Annotated in this window: 26 protein-coding genes; all 26 read right to left on the reverse strand. The window is 56.9% G+C overall.

Translation table 11 applies throughout. The annotated features are described in order from the left end of the window. Nucleotides 1–13: 13 nt before the first annotated feature. The 26 genes from rplQ to rpsC all read right to left on the reverse strand — a co-directional run bounded on the left by rplQ (nucleotide 14) and on the right by rpsC (nucleotide 15,191). A complete protein-coding gene (gene rplQ, locus JKL48_RS17255) occupies nucleotides 14–619 on the reverse strand; it encodes a 50S ribosomal protein L17 (protein WP_201985271.1) in 606 nt (201 codons plus the stop codon). A 170-nt stretch (nucleotides 620–789) separates the two neighbouring features. Beyond that, nucleotides 790–1,779 (reverse strand): DNA-directed RNA polymerase subunit alpha, encoded by a 990-nt coding sequence (locus JKL48_RS17260; RefSeq protein WP_198067467.1) that lies wholly within the window; start codon nucleotides 1,777–1,779, stop codon nucleotides 790–792. Nucleotides 1,780–1,869: 90 nt separating this feature from the next. Continuing rightward, nucleotides 1,870–2,475, reverse strand: coding sequence for a 30S ribosomal protein S4 (gene rpsD, locus JKL48_RS17265; protein ID WP_196291021.1), 606 nt, complete (start codon nucleotides 2,473–2,475; stop codon nucleotides 1,870–1,872). A gap of 26 nt (nucleotides 2,476–2,501) precedes the next feature. Continuing rightward, the gene (rpsK, locus tag JKL48_RS17270; RefSeq protein WP_035567868.1) at nucleotides 2,502–2,894 is read right to left on the reverse strand and encodes a 30S ribosomal protein S11; all 393 of its coding nucleotides are present in this window, start codon (nucleotides 2,892–2,894) and stop codon (nucleotides 2,502–2,504) included. 87 nt (nucleotides 2,895–2,981) lie between these two features. Further along, nucleotides 2,982–3,359 (reverse strand): 30S ribosomal protein S13, encoded by a 378-nt coding sequence (gene rpsM, locus JKL48_RS17275; RefSeq protein ID WP_196291020.1) that lies wholly within the window; start codon nucleotides 3,357–3,359, stop codon nucleotides 2,982–2,984. A 111-nt stretch (nucleotides 3,360–3,470) separates the two neighbouring features. Continuing rightward, a complete protein-coding gene (gene rpmJ, locus JKL48_RS17280) occupies nucleotides 3,471–3,587 on the reverse strand; it encodes a 50S ribosomal protein L36 (protein ID WP_046246595.1) in 117 nt (38 codons plus the stop codon). A gap of 21 nt (nucleotides 3,588–3,608) precedes the next feature. Then, the gene (gene infA / locus JKL48_RS17285; RefSeq protein WP_035567874.1) at nucleotides 3,609–3,827 is read right to left on the reverse strand and encodes a translation initiation factor IF-1; all 219 of its coding nucleotides are present in this window, start codon (nucleotides 3,825–3,827) and stop codon (nucleotides 3,609–3,611) included. Between the two features lie 5 nt (nucleotides 3,828–3,832). Then, a complete protein-coding gene (gene map / locus JKL48_RS17290; RefSeq protein WP_201985277.1) occupies nucleotides 3,833–4,618 on the reverse strand; it encodes a type I methionyl aminopeptidase in 786 nt (261 codons plus the stop codon). Between the two features lie 8 nt (nucleotides 4,619–4,626). Then, nucleotides 4,627–5,946 (reverse strand): preprotein translocase subunit SecY, encoded by a 1,320-nt coding sequence (secY, locus tag JKL48_RS17295; protein WP_196286032.1) that lies wholly within the window; start codon nucleotides 5,944–5,946, stop codon nucleotides 4,627–4,629. A gap of 15 nt (nucleotides 5,947–5,961) precedes the next feature. Continuing rightward, entirely contained in the window at nucleotides 5,962–6,411 is a 450-nt protein-coding gene (gene rplO / locus JKL48_RS17300) for a 50S ribosomal protein L15 (protein ID WP_201985279.1), read from the reverse strand. Between the two features lie 13 nt (nucleotides 6,412–6,424). After that, nucleotides 6,425–6,604 (reverse strand): 50S ribosomal protein L30, encoded by a 180-nt coding sequence (gene rpmD, locus JKL48_RS17305; RefSeq protein ID WP_190925707.1) that lies wholly within the window; start codon nucleotides 6,602–6,604, stop codon nucleotides 6,425–6,427. 5 nt (nucleotides 6,605–6,609) lie between these two features. Continuing rightward, a complete protein-coding gene (gene rpsE, locus JKL48_RS17310; RefSeq protein WP_035567955.1) occupies nucleotides 6,610–7,101 on the reverse strand; it encodes a 30S ribosomal protein S5 in 492 nt (163 codons plus the stop codon). Between the two features lie 90 nt (nucleotides 7,102–7,191). Beyond that, nucleotides 7,192–7,542, reverse strand: a complete 351-nt coding sequence (rplR, locus tag JKL48_RS17315) for a 50S ribosomal protein L18 (protein ID WP_196291017.1) — start codon at nucleotides 7,540–7,542, stop codon at nucleotides 7,192–7,194. A gap of 9 nt (nucleotides 7,543–7,551) precedes the next feature. After that, nucleotides 7,552–8,106, reverse strand: coding sequence for a 50S ribosomal protein L6 (gene rplF / locus JKL48_RS17320; RefSeq protein WP_201985281.1), 555 nt, complete (start codon nucleotides 8,104–8,106; stop codon nucleotides 7,552–7,554). Nucleotides 8,107–8,133: 27 nt separating this feature from the next. Beyond that, on the reverse strand, nucleotides 8,134–8,532 hold the full coding sequence (gene rpsH, locus JKL48_RS17325) for a 30S ribosomal protein S8 (protein ID WP_201985283.1): 399 nt from the start codon (nucleotides 8,530–8,532) through the stop codon (nucleotides 8,134–8,136). A gap of 280 nt (nucleotides 8,533–8,812) precedes the next feature. Beyond that, a complete protein-coding gene (locus JKL48_RS17330; RefSeq protein WP_201985285.1) occupies nucleotides 8,813–9,673 on the reverse strand; it encodes an NAD(P)-dependent oxidoreductase in 861 nt (286 codons plus the stop codon). 147 nt (nucleotides 9,674–9,820) lie between these two features. Next, a complete protein-coding gene (gene lepB, locus JKL48_RS17335) occupies nucleotides 9,821–10,981 on the reverse strand; it encodes a signal peptidase I (protein WP_201985288.1) in 1,161 nt (386 codons plus the stop codon). A 174-nt stretch (nucleotides 10,982–11,155) separates the two neighbouring features. Continuing rightward, nucleotides 11,156–11,515, reverse strand: coding sequence for an Imm51 family immunity protein (locus tag JKL48_RS17340; protein ID WP_201985290.1), 360 nt, complete (start codon nucleotides 11,513–11,515; stop codon nucleotides 11,156–11,158). A gap of 107 nt (nucleotides 11,516–11,622) precedes the next feature. After that, nucleotides 11,623–11,892 (reverse strand): 30S ribosomal protein S14, encoded by a 270-nt coding sequence (gene rpsN / locus JKL48_RS17345; protein ID WP_035567891.1) that lies wholly within the window; start codon nucleotides 11,890–11,892, stop codon nucleotides 11,623–11,625. A gap of 12 nt (nucleotides 11,893–11,904) precedes the next feature. After that, nucleotides 11,905–12,459 (reverse strand): 50S ribosomal protein L5, encoded by a 555-nt coding sequence (gene rplE, locus JKL48_RS17350; RefSeq protein WP_201985298.1) that lies wholly within the window; start codon nucleotides 12,457–12,459, stop codon nucleotides 11,905–11,907. A 15-nt stretch (nucleotides 12,460–12,474) separates the two neighbouring features. Continuing rightward, nucleotides 12,475–12,816, reverse strand: coding sequence for a 50S ribosomal protein L24 (gene rplX / locus JKL48_RS17355; protein WP_201985300.1), 342 nt, complete (start codon nucleotides 12,814–12,816; stop codon nucleotides 12,475–12,477). 3 nt (nucleotides 12,817–12,819) lie between these two features. Further along, nucleotides 12,820–13,188, reverse strand: coding sequence for a 50S ribosomal protein L14 (gene rplN / locus JKL48_RS17360; protein WP_035567895.1), 369 nt, complete (start codon nucleotides 13,186–13,188; stop codon nucleotides 12,820–12,822). 9 nt (nucleotides 13,189–13,197) lie between these two features. Next, nucleotides 13,198–13,494 carry a 30S ribosomal protein S17 gene (gene rpsQ / locus JKL48_RS17365; RefSeq protein ID WP_201985306.1) on the reverse strand — a complete coding sequence of 99 codons (297 nt, stop codon included), beginning with the start codon at nucleotides 13,492–13,494 and terminating at the stop codon, nucleotides 13,198–13,200. 5 nt (nucleotides 13,495–13,499) lie between these two features. Beyond that, a complete protein-coding gene (rpmC, locus tag JKL48_RS17370) occupies nucleotides 13,500–13,712 on the reverse strand; it encodes a 50S ribosomal protein L29 (protein ID WP_196291010.1) in 213 nt (70 codons plus the stop codon). Between the two features lie 3 nt (nucleotides 13,713–13,715). Then, nucleotides 13,716–14,141, reverse strand: a complete 426-nt coding sequence (gene rplP / locus JKL48_RS17375; RefSeq protein WP_046246580.1) for a 50S ribosomal protein L16 — start codon at nucleotides 14,139–14,141, stop codon at nucleotides 13,716–13,718. A 162-nt stretch (nucleotides 14,142–14,303) separates the two neighbouring features. Next, nucleotides 14,304–15,191, reverse strand: coding sequence for a 30S ribosomal protein S3 (rpsC, locus tag JKL48_RS17380; RefSeq protein ID WP_196291009.1), 888 nt, complete (start codon nucleotides 15,189–15,191; stop codon nucleotides 14,304–14,306). Between the last annotated feature and the right edge of the window lie 3 nt (nucleotides 15,192–15,194).

Genomic DNA, 15,194 nt, shown 5'->3' on the forward strand with positions numbered 1-15,194 from the left:
CAATTGCTACGAATTAAGCACCAGCTTCATCAGCCTTCGCTTCTTCGCGGCTCTCGCCATCTTTCACAGTTTCAGTAGCGGTATCAGCCGGAGCCGACTGTTCAACTACTGCGGCCGGAGCAACAGCTTCGCCTTTTACTTCGGTAGCCGAAGTAGCAACATTGTCACCAGCAGCCTTCTTGCCACCACGACGCGAACGACGGGTAGTGCCAGCAGCAGCCTTATCAGCAGCAGCCTGCTTCGACTCAATCAGAGTCTCGTTGAAGTCCACCAGTTCGATGATGCACATGTCAGCGTTGTCACCCAGACGGGTATCGCTCAGCTTCAGAATGCGGGTGTAGCCACCGGGACGGGTAGCAATTTTGCTCGAAATGTTGCCAAACAACTCCTTAATTGACTCTTTGTCCTGCAGCGCAGCGAACACCATGCGGCGCGAGTGCGTCGTATCTTCTTTCGACTTGGTCAGCAGGGGCTCGATGTACTTACGCAGGGCCTTGGCCTTAGCTACCGTGGTGGTAACGCGCTTGTGCAGGATGAGCGAAGACGACATGTTCGACAACATGGCGTGGCGGTGGGCGGTAGTCCGGCCCAGGTGGTTGATTTTTCTTCCGTGACGCATCGGTCGTTTGAAAAAATGTGTGCTTGCGGGCGGCGACCACGGCGGGCCTCTAAGGCCTCATTAGAACCGCTGCCCCTTGGGCACACTGGTGAAATAGTAAATGGATAAAAAAGAAGATGTGCTAACCCGCCGGACAAGTCCAGCCAATCAGCACATCTTTAATCGATATTCTAGTCTTCGTCCAGGCGATACTTGCCTAGGTCCATGCCGAACTCCAAACCACGCTCTTCCACGAGGTTTTCCAGCTCGGTCAGGCTCTTCTTGCCGAAGTTGCGGAACTTCATCATATCGGCAATTTCGAGCTGCACTAACTCGCCCATCGTCTTGATGTCGGCAGCCTTGAGGCAGTTCTTGGCGCGTACGCTGAGCTCCATGTCCTCCAAAGGAGTCTTGAGCATCTTGCGCATCTGCATGGTTTCCTCATCAATCGGCTCGTCTTCGGTCACGCGCGGGCCCTCGAGGGTCATCGTGTTGTCCGAGAACAGCATGAAGTGCTGAATGAGGATGTTGGCCGCACCTTTCAGCGCGTCCTCCGGGTGAATCGAACCGTCGGTCTGAATCTCGATAACGAGCTTCTCATAGTCGGTCTTCTGCTCCACGCGGGTGTTCTCGATGCTGTACTTCACGTTCTTGATGGGCGTGTAGATAGCGTCGATGGCAATCTGACCGAAAACCTGGTCAGCCGGCTTGTTCTCGTCAGCGGGCACGTAGCCACGGCCACGGGCAATCGTCAGCTCCAACTCCAGCTCCACGCTTGGGTCGAGGTGGGCAATCACGTGGTCGGGGTTCAGTACTTCGAAACCGCTGGCGAACTTGGCAATATCAGCGCCCGAGAAGGTATCCTGGCCTTTCACGCGCACCGTAATTTTATCCGAGATGGCGTCGCTCACTTTCTTGAAGCGGACCATCTTCAGGTTCAGGATGATTTCGGACATGTCCTCAATCACCCCTTCGATGGTCGAAAACTCGTGCAACACGCTGTTGGTGCGCACCGACGTGATGGCGAAACCCTCCAGCGACGACAACAGAATGCGACGCAGCGCATTGCCGATGGTGACGCCGTAGCCCTTCTCGAGCGGCTTAAATTCAAACGTCCCGGTGAAGTCGTCGGATTTCTCCATCACCACTTTCTCCGGCATCTGAAAAGCTAAGATTGACATATGTGGGGCGTAAAAAATGTAAAAAATGGGGGTGAAGTATACGCACAAGAGCGGCCCGACAAATTGCCGGGCCGCTACCAGTAGCGTTACTTACTTCGAATACAGTTCGACGATGAGCTGCTCGGTGATTTTCTCCGGAATCAGCTCACGGGCGGGGGCGTTGAGGAACTTGCCAGCCAACTCCTTGCCGTCCCACTCCAGCCACGAGAACTGGCGCGAGTTGCGAACCGATAGGCTCGTGGTGATGGCTTCCAGCGACTTCGACTTTTCACGCACGGCCACGATGTCGCCGGGACGGAGGTGGTACGAAGGAATGTTCACCACTTCACCGTTCACGGTGATGTGCTTGTGACCAACGAGTTGGCGAGCAGCGCGACGCGTCGAGGCAATGCCCAAACGGTACACGGCGTTGTCCAGACGGGCTTCCAGCAGGGCGAGCAGGTTGTCGCCGGTAATGCCGGGGAGAGCTGCTGCTTTGTGGAACAGGTTTTCGAATTGCTTCTCCAACATGCCGTACATGTACTTCACCTTCTGCTTCTCCATCAGCTGGACAGCGTACTCCGACTGCTTCTTGCGACGGCCGCGGCCGTGCTGGCCCGGAGGATAGGCTTTTTTGTTGAGCGCTTTGCTCGGGCCGAAAATCGGCTCGTTGAAGCGACGGGCAATTTTTGAGGTAGGGCCGGTATAACGTGCCATTGTAATCTAATTTCTGAAGTGGAAAACTAAACGCGACGACGCTTGGGGGGGCGGCAGCCGTTGTGCGGCAGCGGCGTTACGTCGCGGATGGTGGTCACCTCAATGCCCACGTTGCCGAGGGCGCGGATGGCCGACTCACGGCCCGAGCCTGGACCTTTAACAAATACTTCGGCTTTGCGCATACCCAGGTCGTGGGCTACTTTACCGCAGTCGCTCATCGCCATTTGGGCGGCGTAGGGCGTGTTTTTCTTCGAACCGCGGAAGCCCATTTTGCCGGCCGAAGCCCACGAAATAACTTGACCGTTGTTGTTGGTGATGGAGATGATGATGTTGTTGAACGAGGCACGAATGTGTACCTGGCCCACCTGCTCCACCACGACAACGCGCTTCTTGGCTTTGTCTTTTCTTTTTTGTGCCATTTGGTTATCGCAAAAAATGCGGGAGGTGTTGGCGCTGGCCGCGCAAGTGCATTACTCGCAGCCGCCAGCGCCGATTCCCGTGTGAATTTATTTGGTTGCCTTTTTCTTGCCGGCCACCGTTTTGCGCTTGCCCTTGCGGGTACGCGAGTTGTTCTTGGTGCGCTGACCACGAACCGGCAGACCTTTGCGGTGACGCAGACCACGGTAGCAACCGATGTCCATCAAACGCTTGATGTTCGTCGTTACTTCCGAGCGCAACACGCCTTCGGTCTTGTGCTCGGCGGCAATGATGGCGCGGACAGCACCCGACTCCTCGTCGGTCCAGTCCTTCACCTTCTTGTTGACGTCGACGCCAGCTTTTACCAGAATCTTGCTGGCGTTGCTCCGGCCAATGCCGAAAATGTAAGTCAGCGAAATTTCGCCGCGCTTGTTGTCCGGGATATCAACCCCTGCGATACGAGCCATTGTGTGTGGTTATGTGTTTGCGGACAGAAACCCGGCAACTACTTGGAAGGCGGGCCGAAGGCTAACAACCAACGACCCAGTACCCAAGGTTCCGGGGTTCTAAAAATTGAATTAACCCTGACGCTGCTTGAAGCGCGGGTTTTTCTTGTTGATGACGTAGAGCTTGCCATTACGGCGGACCAGTTTGCAGTCCACGCTACGCTTTTTCACCGAGGTTTTTACTTTCATGACCTGTGAAGGGAAACGGGTTTATTTATAACGATACTTAATCCGGCCCTTCGACAAGTCGTAGGGCGACATTTCCAGTTTCACCTTGTCGCCGGGCAGAATCTTGATGTAGTGCATCCGCATCTTGCCCGAAATGTGGGCAATCAGCTGGTGACCGTTCTCCAATTCCACGCGGAACATGGCGTTAGAAAGGGCTTCCAGGATGGTTCCGTCCTGCTCAATCGAGGCTTGTTTTGCCATAAGGGCTACTGCTGCAATGCTTTTTCGATGTATTCAAAGGAGGTGAGAATCTCCGCCTTTTCTTTTCTAACTACTACGGTGTGCTCGAAGTGCGCCGAAGGCTTGCGGTCCCGGGTGCGAATAGTCCAGCCATCCGCCTCCTGCACCACGTCCTTCTTGCCCAGGTTCACCATCGGCTCAATCGCGATGACCAAACCCGTTTGCAAGAGCGGCCCGGAACCCCGCTTGCCGTAGTTCGGCACGTCGGGGCTTTCGTGCAGCTTCGCGCCAACTCCGTGACCTACCAACTCGCGCACCACCCCATAGCCCAACGGGCCCACATGGTTCTGGATAGCGTAGCTGATGTCGCCCACGCGGTTGCCGCTCACGGCTTGTTCGATGCCTTTGTACAGCGATGCTTTCGTTTCCTTAAGCAGCGTCAGCACTTCCGGCGCCACCTCCCCGATTGGGTAGGTGTAGGCACTATCTGAATGAAAGCCATTCAGGAAAACCCCGCAGTCCACCGATAGCACGTCACCGCTTTTCAGCGGCTCGTCGGTGGCGAATCCGTGCACCACCACCGAATTCGGCGAGAGGCACAGGCTGTAGGGAAACTTATTGTAGCCTTTGAAGGATGGCACCCCACCGTTGTCCCGGATGAATTCCTCCGCGCGCTTATCAAGCTGCCGCGTCGTCACTCCTTCCTTCACCATGCTCGCGACTTCGCCGTGAGCTTTAGCCAGCAGTTGGGCGCTGGCCCGGATGAGGTCAATCTCTTCTTCGGTTTTGTATTGAATCGGACCTTTTGCCATTGCGCTAATTACGAGGCAATGGAAATGGGCTGGGCCGTGCGACCGCGCAGCTTACCCGATTTCATCATGCCGTCGTAGTGCTGCATCAACAAGTAGCTCTGCACCTGGTTCACCGTGTCGAGTACCACACCCACCATGATGATGAGCGACGTGCCGCCATAGAAAGCCGAGAACGGACGGGTTACGCCCAACAACAGCGCTAGCGCGGGGAAGATGGCGATGAGGGCCAGCGCCACTGCACCCGGCAGGGTGATGCGCGTCAGGATTTCATCGATGTATTCCGAGGTATCGCGGCCAGGCTTCACGCCGGGCACAAAACCACCGCTCCGCTTCAGGTCATCGGCAATCTGGTTAGGATTGACGCTGATGGCCGTGTAGAAGTAGGTGAAGATAATAATCAGCAAGCCGAAGGTCAGGTTGTACTGCCACGAGGTGTAGTCCGAAAACTTCACGCCGATGTAGCTGGCGGTATCGCTCTGGTTCTGCCATACCGATGCCACAATGGCGGGTACGAACATCAGCGACTGGGCGAAGATGATGGGCATTACGCCTGCTGCATTCACCTTGAGGGGAATGAACTGACGCTGGGCATCCAGCTGCGTAGTGCCGCCTACTTGCTTAGCGTACTGCACCGCGATGCGGCGAACTGCTTGCGTGAGCACGATAACCGCCATTACCACGAGGAACAGCACCACCATTTCCAGCAGGAAAATCAGGGACTTGTTCACGCCTTTGGCTGCGGCCTCACCGATGATGGCACCGGGGAGACGCGACACGATGCCAATCATGATAATCATGGAGATACCGTTGCCGATGCCTTTGTCCGTGATTTTCTCGCCCAGCCACATGCAGAACAACGTGCCGGCCGTGATGATAATCATGGTCGAGACGGTGAAGAATGTGCCGGGGTTGATGATGGCTTCGGCGTTAATCGTGGCGATGAAGCCAACCGATTGAGCCAATACAATTGGAATCGTGAGAATCCGGGTGTACTGGTTGATTTTCTTACGTCCCGACTCGCCTTCCTTCTGGAGCTTCTGGAAGTAGGGCACGGCGATGGTGAGCAGCTGCAACACAATCGACGCCGAGATGTACGGCATGATGCCCAGCGCGAAGATGGACGCGTGGCTGAATGCGCCGCCGAGCAGCGTATCCAGAATGCCAAACAAGCCTTGGGCGCCGGTCTTGAGCTGCGTGGGGTCAACGCCCGGCAACACCACGTAAACGCCTAGGCGATAGATGGCAATGAAGAAAAGCGTATTGAGGATTCGCGTACGCAAATCCTCAATCGCAAAAATGTTTTTTATCGACTCGATAAACTTATTCATTGCCGAAGGTAGCTATTAGAGCGTTACCGCTTTGCCGCCAGCTTTCTCGATGGCTTCGATAGCCGATTTCGAGAAGGCGTGAGCATGAACTTCCACAGCGGTGGCGATTTCGCCGCGGCCGAGAACTTTGATTTTGGCGTTTTTCGAAACCAGACCGGCGGCCACGAAGTAAGCGGCATCCAGGGTGGTGGCGCTGTTTTTCTCGAGGAGGCCAGCGAGCACATCGAGGTTGATGGCTTTGTACTCGACGCGGTTGATGTTCGTGAAGCCGAACTTAGGCACACGGCGCTGGAGGGGCATCTGGCCACCTTCGAAGCCGGACTTGCGCTTGTAGCCCGAACGCGACTTGGCGCCTTTGTGACCACGGGTCGACGTGCCACCGCGCGTGGAGCCTTCGCCCCGGCCAATCCGCTTCTCGTTTTTAGTCGAGCCGTAGGCGGGCGATAGATTGCTGAGATTAAGCATGACGATAATAGTCTTACAGTTCGGTTACTTGGAGCAGGTGCTGCACGCTCTTCACCATGCCCAGGATGGACGGGTTCGATTCGTGGGTAGCGGTGCTGTTGAGTTTGTTCAGGCCGAGGGACTGAACGGTGCGCTTCTGACGCTCGGGGCGGTCAATGGCGCTGCGCACGAGCTTTACTTGAATTTGTGCCATGTCAATTAACCGTTAAAAACGCGGGCCAAAGAAATACCACGGGCTTGAGCGATTTGCAACGGGTCGCGCATTTTGGCGAGGGCTGCAAACGTCGCTTTTACCACGTTGTGAGGGTTCGACGAGCCTTTCGACTTCGCCAGCACATCCTTGATACCGGCGCTCTCGAACACGGCGCGCATAGCACCGCCGGCGATTACACCCGTACCGGCAGCAGCCGGCTGGATGAGCACGAAACCACCGCCGTAGCGGCCTTCCATGAGGTGAGGAACGGTGTGCTTGTACATGGGCACTTTCACCACGTTCTTCTTGGCGTCGTCAATGCCTTTGGCAATGGCGTCGGTTACTTCGTTGGCTTTGCCGAGGCCGTAGCCTACGTTGCCGTTGCCGTCGCCTACTACCACGATGGCAGAGAAGCTAAAGCGGCGACCGCCTTTCACCACCTTCGCTACGCGGTTGATGGCTACTACTTTTTCTTTGAAGTCGGAGTCGGCACCCATGCGGGAGTTATCCTTATTCCGGTCGCGGTCGTTGCTGCGCTGACGGTCTCCGCCAGGACGATTGTTGTCGCGTTCTTGCGCCATGATAGTTTAGAAATTGAGGCCGCCTTCGCGAGCACCTTCAGCCAATGATTTTACGCGACCGTGGTAGAGGTAACCCGAGCGGTCGAACACCACTTTCGTGATGCCTTTTTCCAGGGCAACCGCGGCTACCTGACGGCCTACGGCAGCGGCCAGAGCCACACCGTTGCCACCTTCGGCGGTTACTTTTTTCGACGTAGCGGCAGCGAGGGTGCGGCCGGTCGTGTCGTCGATAATCTGAGCATAAATGCCCGTGTTGCTGCGGAACACCGACAGGCGCGGACGCTCCGTGGTACCGGACACTTTCGTGCGGATGATGCGCTGAATCCGCTTGCGGCGAGTTGCTTTATCAAATGCCATGATGCGAACTTATTTAGAAGCCGTTTTACCAGCTTTGCGACGGATAATCTCGCCCACGAAGCGCACACCTTTGCCTTTGTAGGGCTCCACTTTGCGCAGCGAACGAATTTTGGCGGCCACTTGGCCCAGCAGCTGATTGTCGATGCTGTTCAGCGTCACAATCGGGTTCTTACCCTTTTCGGTTACTGCGGTAGCGGATACTTCGCCGGGGAGGGCGATGTACACGTTATGCGAGTAGCCGAGGGCCAGTTCCAGCGTGCTGCCCACGAGCGAGGCTTTGTAACCTACGCCCACGAGTTCGAGTTTCTTCTCGAAACCAGCGCTAACACCGGTCACCATGTTGTTGATGAGCGAGCGGTAGAGGCCGTGCATGGCCTTGTGGCGCTTCTGCTCGGTGGGGCGGGTTACGGTGAGGGTACCGTCTTCGATGGCTACGGTGATGTCGCGGTCTACTTGCGTAGTGAGCGAGCCTTTGGGGCCTTTCACCGTCACCGCGTTGTTGTTGTCGACCGAAATAGCGACCCCGGCGGGGACGGAAATCGGCAGTTTACCAATACGTGACATAATTGAATTTGCTAAAGCGGTTCCGGACTAGTACACGTAGCACAGCACCTCGCCGCCCACGTTCTCGGTTTTGCACTCTTTCTCCGTCATCACCCCTTTCGAGGTCGAGATGATGGCCACGCCCAGGCCGCTGAGGACGCGGGGCAGGTTGTCGGCGGCCACGTACTGACGCAAGCCGGGCGTCGAAACGCGCTGCAGCTTGGTGATGGCGGGGGCCTTCGTGGCGGGGTTGTACTTCAGGGCGATTTTGATGGTGCCCTGAACCGACGAATCATCAAAACGGTACGACTGGATGTACCCTTTGTGGTACAGCACTTTCGTGATTTCCTTTTTGATGTTGCTGGCCGGGATTTCTACCACCCGGTGGTTCGCCTTGATGGCGTTGCGTACCCGGGTCAGGTAGTCGGCAATGGGGTCAGTGTTCATTATTTATTAAATACGTCCGCTTTTTTCGGAGCGCAAAGATAAGAAAATTTCGCCGGGTGCCCAACGGGACCAACGAAATTTCGGTTAAGACTACTTGGCACGTCCGGCGACGGTCCGGCCAATGGTTTCTTTTGGCAACCTGCCAAATGGTTTTGAGGCAAGCCTCAGGTTTTGGGAGTGCAAAGGTAGCAGACTACCAGGGGCTTTTGCAAGTGCCTGACTGAAATATTCTTGAGTAACGAGTGGGAACCGTCCGAAATACAACCGGTCGGCTGTCCCTCTAGCTCCTCTTCAGGTGCTTGAGAATGGCGATGACGTCTTCGTCCCCGTGGGTGGATTCGGCTTCCTGGAAGGTTTGATGGACGACGTTGGCCAACGGACTATCCAGCCCTTCTGCTTTTGCTAGCCGCAGGTCCTTGGCGAGCAGTTTGAGGGCGAAAGCCGCCTGGTAGTTCTCGCCGAGTAGCGACTCCCCTTTCATTGTCATGAAGGTGCTGGCGAGGGCGCTGTTCTTAATTAGCGTGAGCAAATCCTCCATAGCTAAGCCGTGCTGCTGGGCGAAGCGGACGGCTTCGGCTAAGCCTTGAGCCTCGAAACCGAGCAGCGTGTTCATGGCAAGCTTGGCGGTGTTGCCCGCGCCGGTGGGGCCCACGCGCAGGGCCAGCTTGCCGAGGTGTGCGAACAAGGGTTTGGCTTGCTTGAATGCGTCTTCTTCGCCGCCGACCATGATGGCGAGCTGGCCGCTTTCGGCCTGCTTCACGCTGCCGGAGACGGGCGCATCGAGGTAATTGTGGCTGTGGGCGCGGCTTAGCTCGGTCATCTCTTGGCTGATGCCGGGCGAGACGGTGCTCATGTTGATGATGAGCTTGCCGGTGGCGGGGGACTGTAGCAGGCCCTGCTCCCCGGTGAATAGCTCCCGGATGGCCTGGTCATCCGATACCATGAGGAAGATGACTTGCGCGGCATCGAGCACGGCGGCGGGGGTGGGCGCGACGGTGGCCCCCTCGGCGCGGAGAGCTTCGGCTTTGGCGGGGCTGCGGTTGTAAGCGGCGACGGGGTGACCGGCGGCGAGCAGGCGGCGGGCCATGGGCGTGCCCATGTTGCCCAGGCCAATCCAGCCGGTGGTGATTGATGATTCCATGATAGGTGGTGAGGGATAAATAACGTGAACCAACGCGGGGGCTGGCGTAGGCTATAACGGCAAATGGGATTGCTCCGAATACCGGAACACCCCCATTTGTTTCACTTACTCCAATTTTCTGGTTGACCTGTGATGCGAGGTATGTGGTTACTCGATGGGCCGGAACAGTCGGCTCCAACGGACTTTGTGCAGCAGGTCTGCATTCGGGTCGAGCGACAGCCAGGTGAACACGGCTTTGCCCACAATGTGGTCTTCGGGCACGAAGCCCCAAAAGCGGGAATCTTCGGAGTTATGGCGGTTGTCGCCCATCATGAAGTAGTAGTTCTGCTTGATGGTATAGCTGGTCAGAGGTTGGCCGTTTTGCTGAATCATGCCATCCTGCCAGGTGATGCTGGCATTGTGCTCGTACTGCGACACTATTTTGTAGTACATCGCGGCGTTGGCGGGCGTGAGGGTGATGGTCTGGCCTTGCTTCGGCACGGGCAGCAGGCCGTAGTCATCGAGCTGCCAGCGGCGGGGGGTGGCGCTGGCAGCTTGCGATACGTCGAAGTCAGCCACGTCGGGGAAGAGCTGCACGGGGTACTGCACCACCTCCAGCGACTTCGTGTAGGGCTGCCGGCGGAAGTAGGCGGCCACCTCGGCCGGGCAGCTGATGACGAAGCCGGGCTTGCCCGTTTCAGGGTTGATGATGGCGCGGGGCACGCCATCGGGCTCGCGGTAGTCGACCACGCCCTGCGCGTGCAGCGCCGCTACGATTTCATCGTTGGGCGCGGGTACTTCCAGGAAGTAGGTAGTTTGGGGCCGGCCGGCCACCGCGCCGGGCTGGCCGTTGAGGAACACTTGGCCGCTGCGGATGCTCAGCGTGTCGCCAGCTACTGCAATGCAGCGCTTGATGAGGTTGGTGCGCACATCGGCGGGGCGCTGCTGCTCGTGCGGCACATGGAACACCACCACGTCGTTGCGCTGCACCGAGCTGAAGCCTGGGAAGCGGTAGGTAGGCAGCTGGATGAGGTCGGAATAGCTCTGCGGTCCTTTCTCCCACAGGGTTTGGTGCGTGAGGGGTACCTGCAACGGCGTTTGGGGCGTGATGGGGCCGTAGTGCAGCTTGCTCACCATGAGGTAGTCGCCCACCAGCAGGGTGCCCTCCATGCTTTCCGACGGGATGGTGTAGGCTTCCACCGCCGACCAGCGCAGGAGCGTGGCCGCCACGATGGCAAAAATCAGGGAGTCGGCCCACTCGCGGGTTTTGGTTTTGGGCGGCTTGTGTGCGGGATTAGCACCACGGGAAAAGAAGTAGGGAATACGCATCAGCGAAATAGGTTTGAGATGACACAATTATTCCAACGTGGATAGCCCCTCACCTATTGCCCAGCTTTCGCCCCTCCCCCACCACCCGCCGCCCTAGCAGCCAGGGAAACGGGAGTGGCCACTTAAAAACAGAAACGGAGTTGCCCGATGTCGAGCAACTCCGTTTCTGTTTTGCTATTCCTCAAAATCATCTGGGTCAGCTTGGCTCAGATATTTTTTCAGAGTCTTTTTCGTACCAAATACCGGCTGAATAGCACTTATGAATTTATGCATGGTTTCTTCGTTTTCGGTCCGAACCAGAAAAGTATCCCCTTCTTCATCAAACTCCAACTGCTCTAGAATATCAGGCTCTCTCTCGTTCAGTATTGCTTGAATGTGTTCCGCCCAAGAGTAGCCATTCCCGCCGAATCCATATTCCTCAAATAAGTCAGGATAACCGTCAATGTCTCCAACTGATGCTTGGATGCAATAGTAAGGAGTCTTTGATTCAGGGTCAGTCAGTTTATCAACCTGAAACGGGAAGGTGTTTTCCATGAGTAAAAATTGAAAGAAGTTTGAGAGAGTTATGTCAGAAAGGTAAGGACAAACAAAAACCCCCAGGCATAATGTCTGGGGGTTTTTGTTTGTCCTAAACCGGAATACTACCAGCTCGACTTGGTCACACCGGGAATCTTCCCGGCCAGAGCCATTTCGCGGAAACGCACGCGGCTGATGCCAAACTTGCGCATGTAGCCGCGGGGGCGGCCGTCAATCATGTCGCGGTTGTGCAGGCGCACGGGCGAAGCGTTTTTGGGCAGCTTGTCGAGACCTTCGTAGTCGCCGGCAGCTTTCAGAGCCTTGCGCTTCTCAGCGTAACGGGCCACGGTGGCAATGCGCTTGCGCTCCCGTGCTTTGATGGATTCTTTAGCCATGAGTTCGGAAGATTAAGCGTCTTTTTTAGCGTTGGCGAAAGGCATACCGAACGCCTTGAGTAGCTCGTAGCTCTGCTCGTCGTTCTCGGCGGTGGTTACGAACGTGATGTCCATGCCCGAGATGCCTTTGATTTTGTCAATCGAGATTTCGGGGAAGATGATTTGCTCCTTCACGCCGAGCGTGTAGTTGCCACGACCATCGAAACCTTTGTCGTTGATGCCTTTGAAGTCACGTACGCGGGGCAGGGCCACCGTCAGGAGACGGTCCATGAACTCGTACATTTTCTCGCCGCGCAGCGTCACTTTCGCACCGATGGGCATGCCTTCGCGGAGCTTAAAGTTCGACACCGATTTCTTGGCGATGGTGGCAATGGCTTTCTGGCCGGTGATAACCGTCAGTTCTTCCACGCCGTTGTCGACCAATTTCTTGTCGGCTACCGCCGCGCCAATGCCGCGGTTGATGCAGATTTTGGTGATACGGGGTACCTGCATGATGCTCTTGAACTGGAATTTCTCCTGGAGCGCGGGTACAACGTCTTTTTTATAAATGTCTTTGAGACGGGCCATGATGGTGGGGGCTGCTTAAGCCGTTTTGGCAGAGGCACGCTTGGCTTTGGCAGGGGCAGCCGGAGCTGCGGCCGCTGCGGCGCCTTTGCGCACCCGCTCACCGGTGGTGGGGTTGATAGCCTGCACGTTGCTCACGTGCATGGGCGCCTCCATCTTGGTGATGCCGCCCTGGGGCGATTTGGCGCTCGGCTTGTTGTGTTTCGTCACCAGGTTCAGGCCCTCAACGGTTACGCGCTGAGTCACCCGGTTCACCGACTTGATAACGCCGGTTTTGCCCTTTTCGTCGCCAGCAATCACCTTCACGGTATCGCCCGACTTTACGTGCAGTTGCACGGGGTCTGCTTTTCTGATAGCCATGGCTTAGAGTACTTCGGGGGCTAGGGATACGATTTTCATGAACTGACGCTCACGCAGCTCGCGGGCCACTGGGCCGAAGATGCGCGTGCCGCGGGGCTCGTCGTTGTTGTTGAGCAACACAGCAGCGTTGTCGTCGAAACGGATGTACGAACCGTCTTTGCGGCGCACTTCCTTCTTCACACGTACCACGACGGCCTTGCTCACGGTGCCTTTCTTGGCGTTGCCCGAAGGGATAGCCGACTTGATGGCCACCACAATCTTGTCGCCAACGCTGGCGTATTTCTTGCCCGTGCCACCCAAAACGCGGATGCAGAGGACTTCCTTGGCGCCGCTGTTGTCGGCTACCGTCAGGCGGGATTCTTGCTGTATCATCGGTTCAGATTATTTAGCGCGTTCAACAATTTCAACCAGGCGCCACCGCTTGGTCTTGCTCAGCGGACGGGTGCTCATGATGCGCACCGTGTCGCCTTCGCCGCACTCGTTTTTCTCGTCGTGGGCGTGGAATTTCGTGGTTTTGGTCACGAACTTGCCGTACTTGGGGTGCTTCTGTTTCTGCACCACAGCCACGGTGATGGACTTGTCCATCTTCGAGCTCGTTACCGTGCCGGTGATTTCCTTGCGCATGTTGCGCGAGTCTTCAGCTACGGCTTGGTCTTGGATTGTTACGTCGGTTGCCATCGGAATTAAGCGGGGTTAGAGGCCTGCTCGTTGTTCCGACGAGTCTGCTCGGTGAGCAAGCGGGCGACGTTTTTACGGTTGGCCTTGAGGCGGGCGGGGTTTTCCAGGGGCGAAATCGCGTGGGCGAAACGCAGCTGCTGGCCCTGGGCCTGCTCGGTTTTGATTTGCTCTTTCAGCGCTTCAGCGGAAAGGCCTTTGAGGTCGGTCTTGTTCTTCATGACTTAAGCAGCGTCCGTATAGTCGCGGCGAACCACGAATGAAGTTTTTACGGGGAGCTTCTGAGCCGCCAGACGCAGCGATTCTTTGGCTACTTCCAGCGACACACCGTCCGACTCGAACATGATTTGGCCGGGCTTCACGCAGGCTACCCAATACTCGGGCGAGCCTTTGCCTTTACCCATGCGCACCTCAGCGGGCTTCTTGGTGATTGGCTTGTCGGGGAAAATGCGAATCCATACTTGCCCTTCGCGTTTCATGGCGCGGGTCATGGCGATACGGGCAGCCTCAATTTGGCGAGCCGTAATCCAAGACACTTCCAGCGACTTGATAGCGAACGAACCGAAGTCTATGGAGCTGCCGCGGTAGGCGAGGCCTGTTACGCGACCCTTTTGCATCTTGCGATACTTGGTCCTTTTCGGTTGTAACATTTTATTGAAATTTTAAAGAGAATCGAGAGGAATTTAGAACGTCATGCAGAGCGCAGCGAAGCATCTCGCGTGCAGCAGTAAACTCAATCGTTTACCGACTTCGTTCAACGAAACACGCGAGATGCTTCGCTGCGCTCTGCATGACGTCCTGAAAAGAAACGTCTAGCGACGTGGGCCGCGAGCGGCACCGCCGGCAGCACCACCGCCTTGGGCGGGGCCGTTGCGACGGGGACCGGCGTTGTCGCCAGCGCCACGGGGGGCGCGGTCGCCACCGCCAGCGTTGCCACGACCGGCACCACCGTCACGACGCGGGCCACGGTCGCCTTCGCGACGCTCGCCGCGGGGGCCACGGTCGTCACGACGACCACCGCCACCTTCGCCACCACCGGGGTTGGTGAGCTGCTGGTTCGGCGAGAGGTCGGGCTTGCCGAACACCTCACCGCGCATTACCCACACCTTGATGCCGATTTTGCCATACACGGTCTGAGCTTCCGACAAAGCGTAGTCGATATCGGCGCGCAGCGTGTGCAGCGGCGTACGACCTTCTTTGTACTGCTCCGAACGGGCAATTTCCGCACCGCCGAGACGGCCACCGCACTGAATCTTGATGCCTTCGGCACCAACACGCATGGCAGCCTGAATCGACATCTTCATGGCGCGACGGAAGGAGATACGAGCGGCCAGCTGCTGGGCGATGCTCTCGCCAACCAGTTTGGCATCCAACTCCGGACGCTTGATTTCGAAGATGTTGATTTGAACGTCTTTGCTGGTGATTTGCTTCAGCTCGTCCTTAATCTTGTCAACTTCCTGGCCGCCTTTGCCAATCACTACACCCGGACGCGCCGTGTTGATGGTGATGGTGATGCGCTTCAGGGTGCGCTCAATCACAATGCGGCTGATGCCGCCTTTCTGAATGCGCGCGTTGATGTACTTGCGGATTTTCTCGTCCTCCACCAGTTTCTCGGCGAAGTCCTTGCCGCCGTACCAGTTGGAGTCCCAGCCTTTGATAACTCCCAAGCGGAAGCCAACCGGATTTACTTTCTGTCCCATACT

Origin of the sequence: Hymenobacter rubidus, assembly GCF_016734815.1 — a bacterium.
In the GTDB taxonomy this organism is placed as follows: domain Bacteria; phylum Bacteroidota; class Bacteroidia; order Cytophagales; family Hymenobacteraceae; genus Hymenobacter; species Hymenobacter rubidus.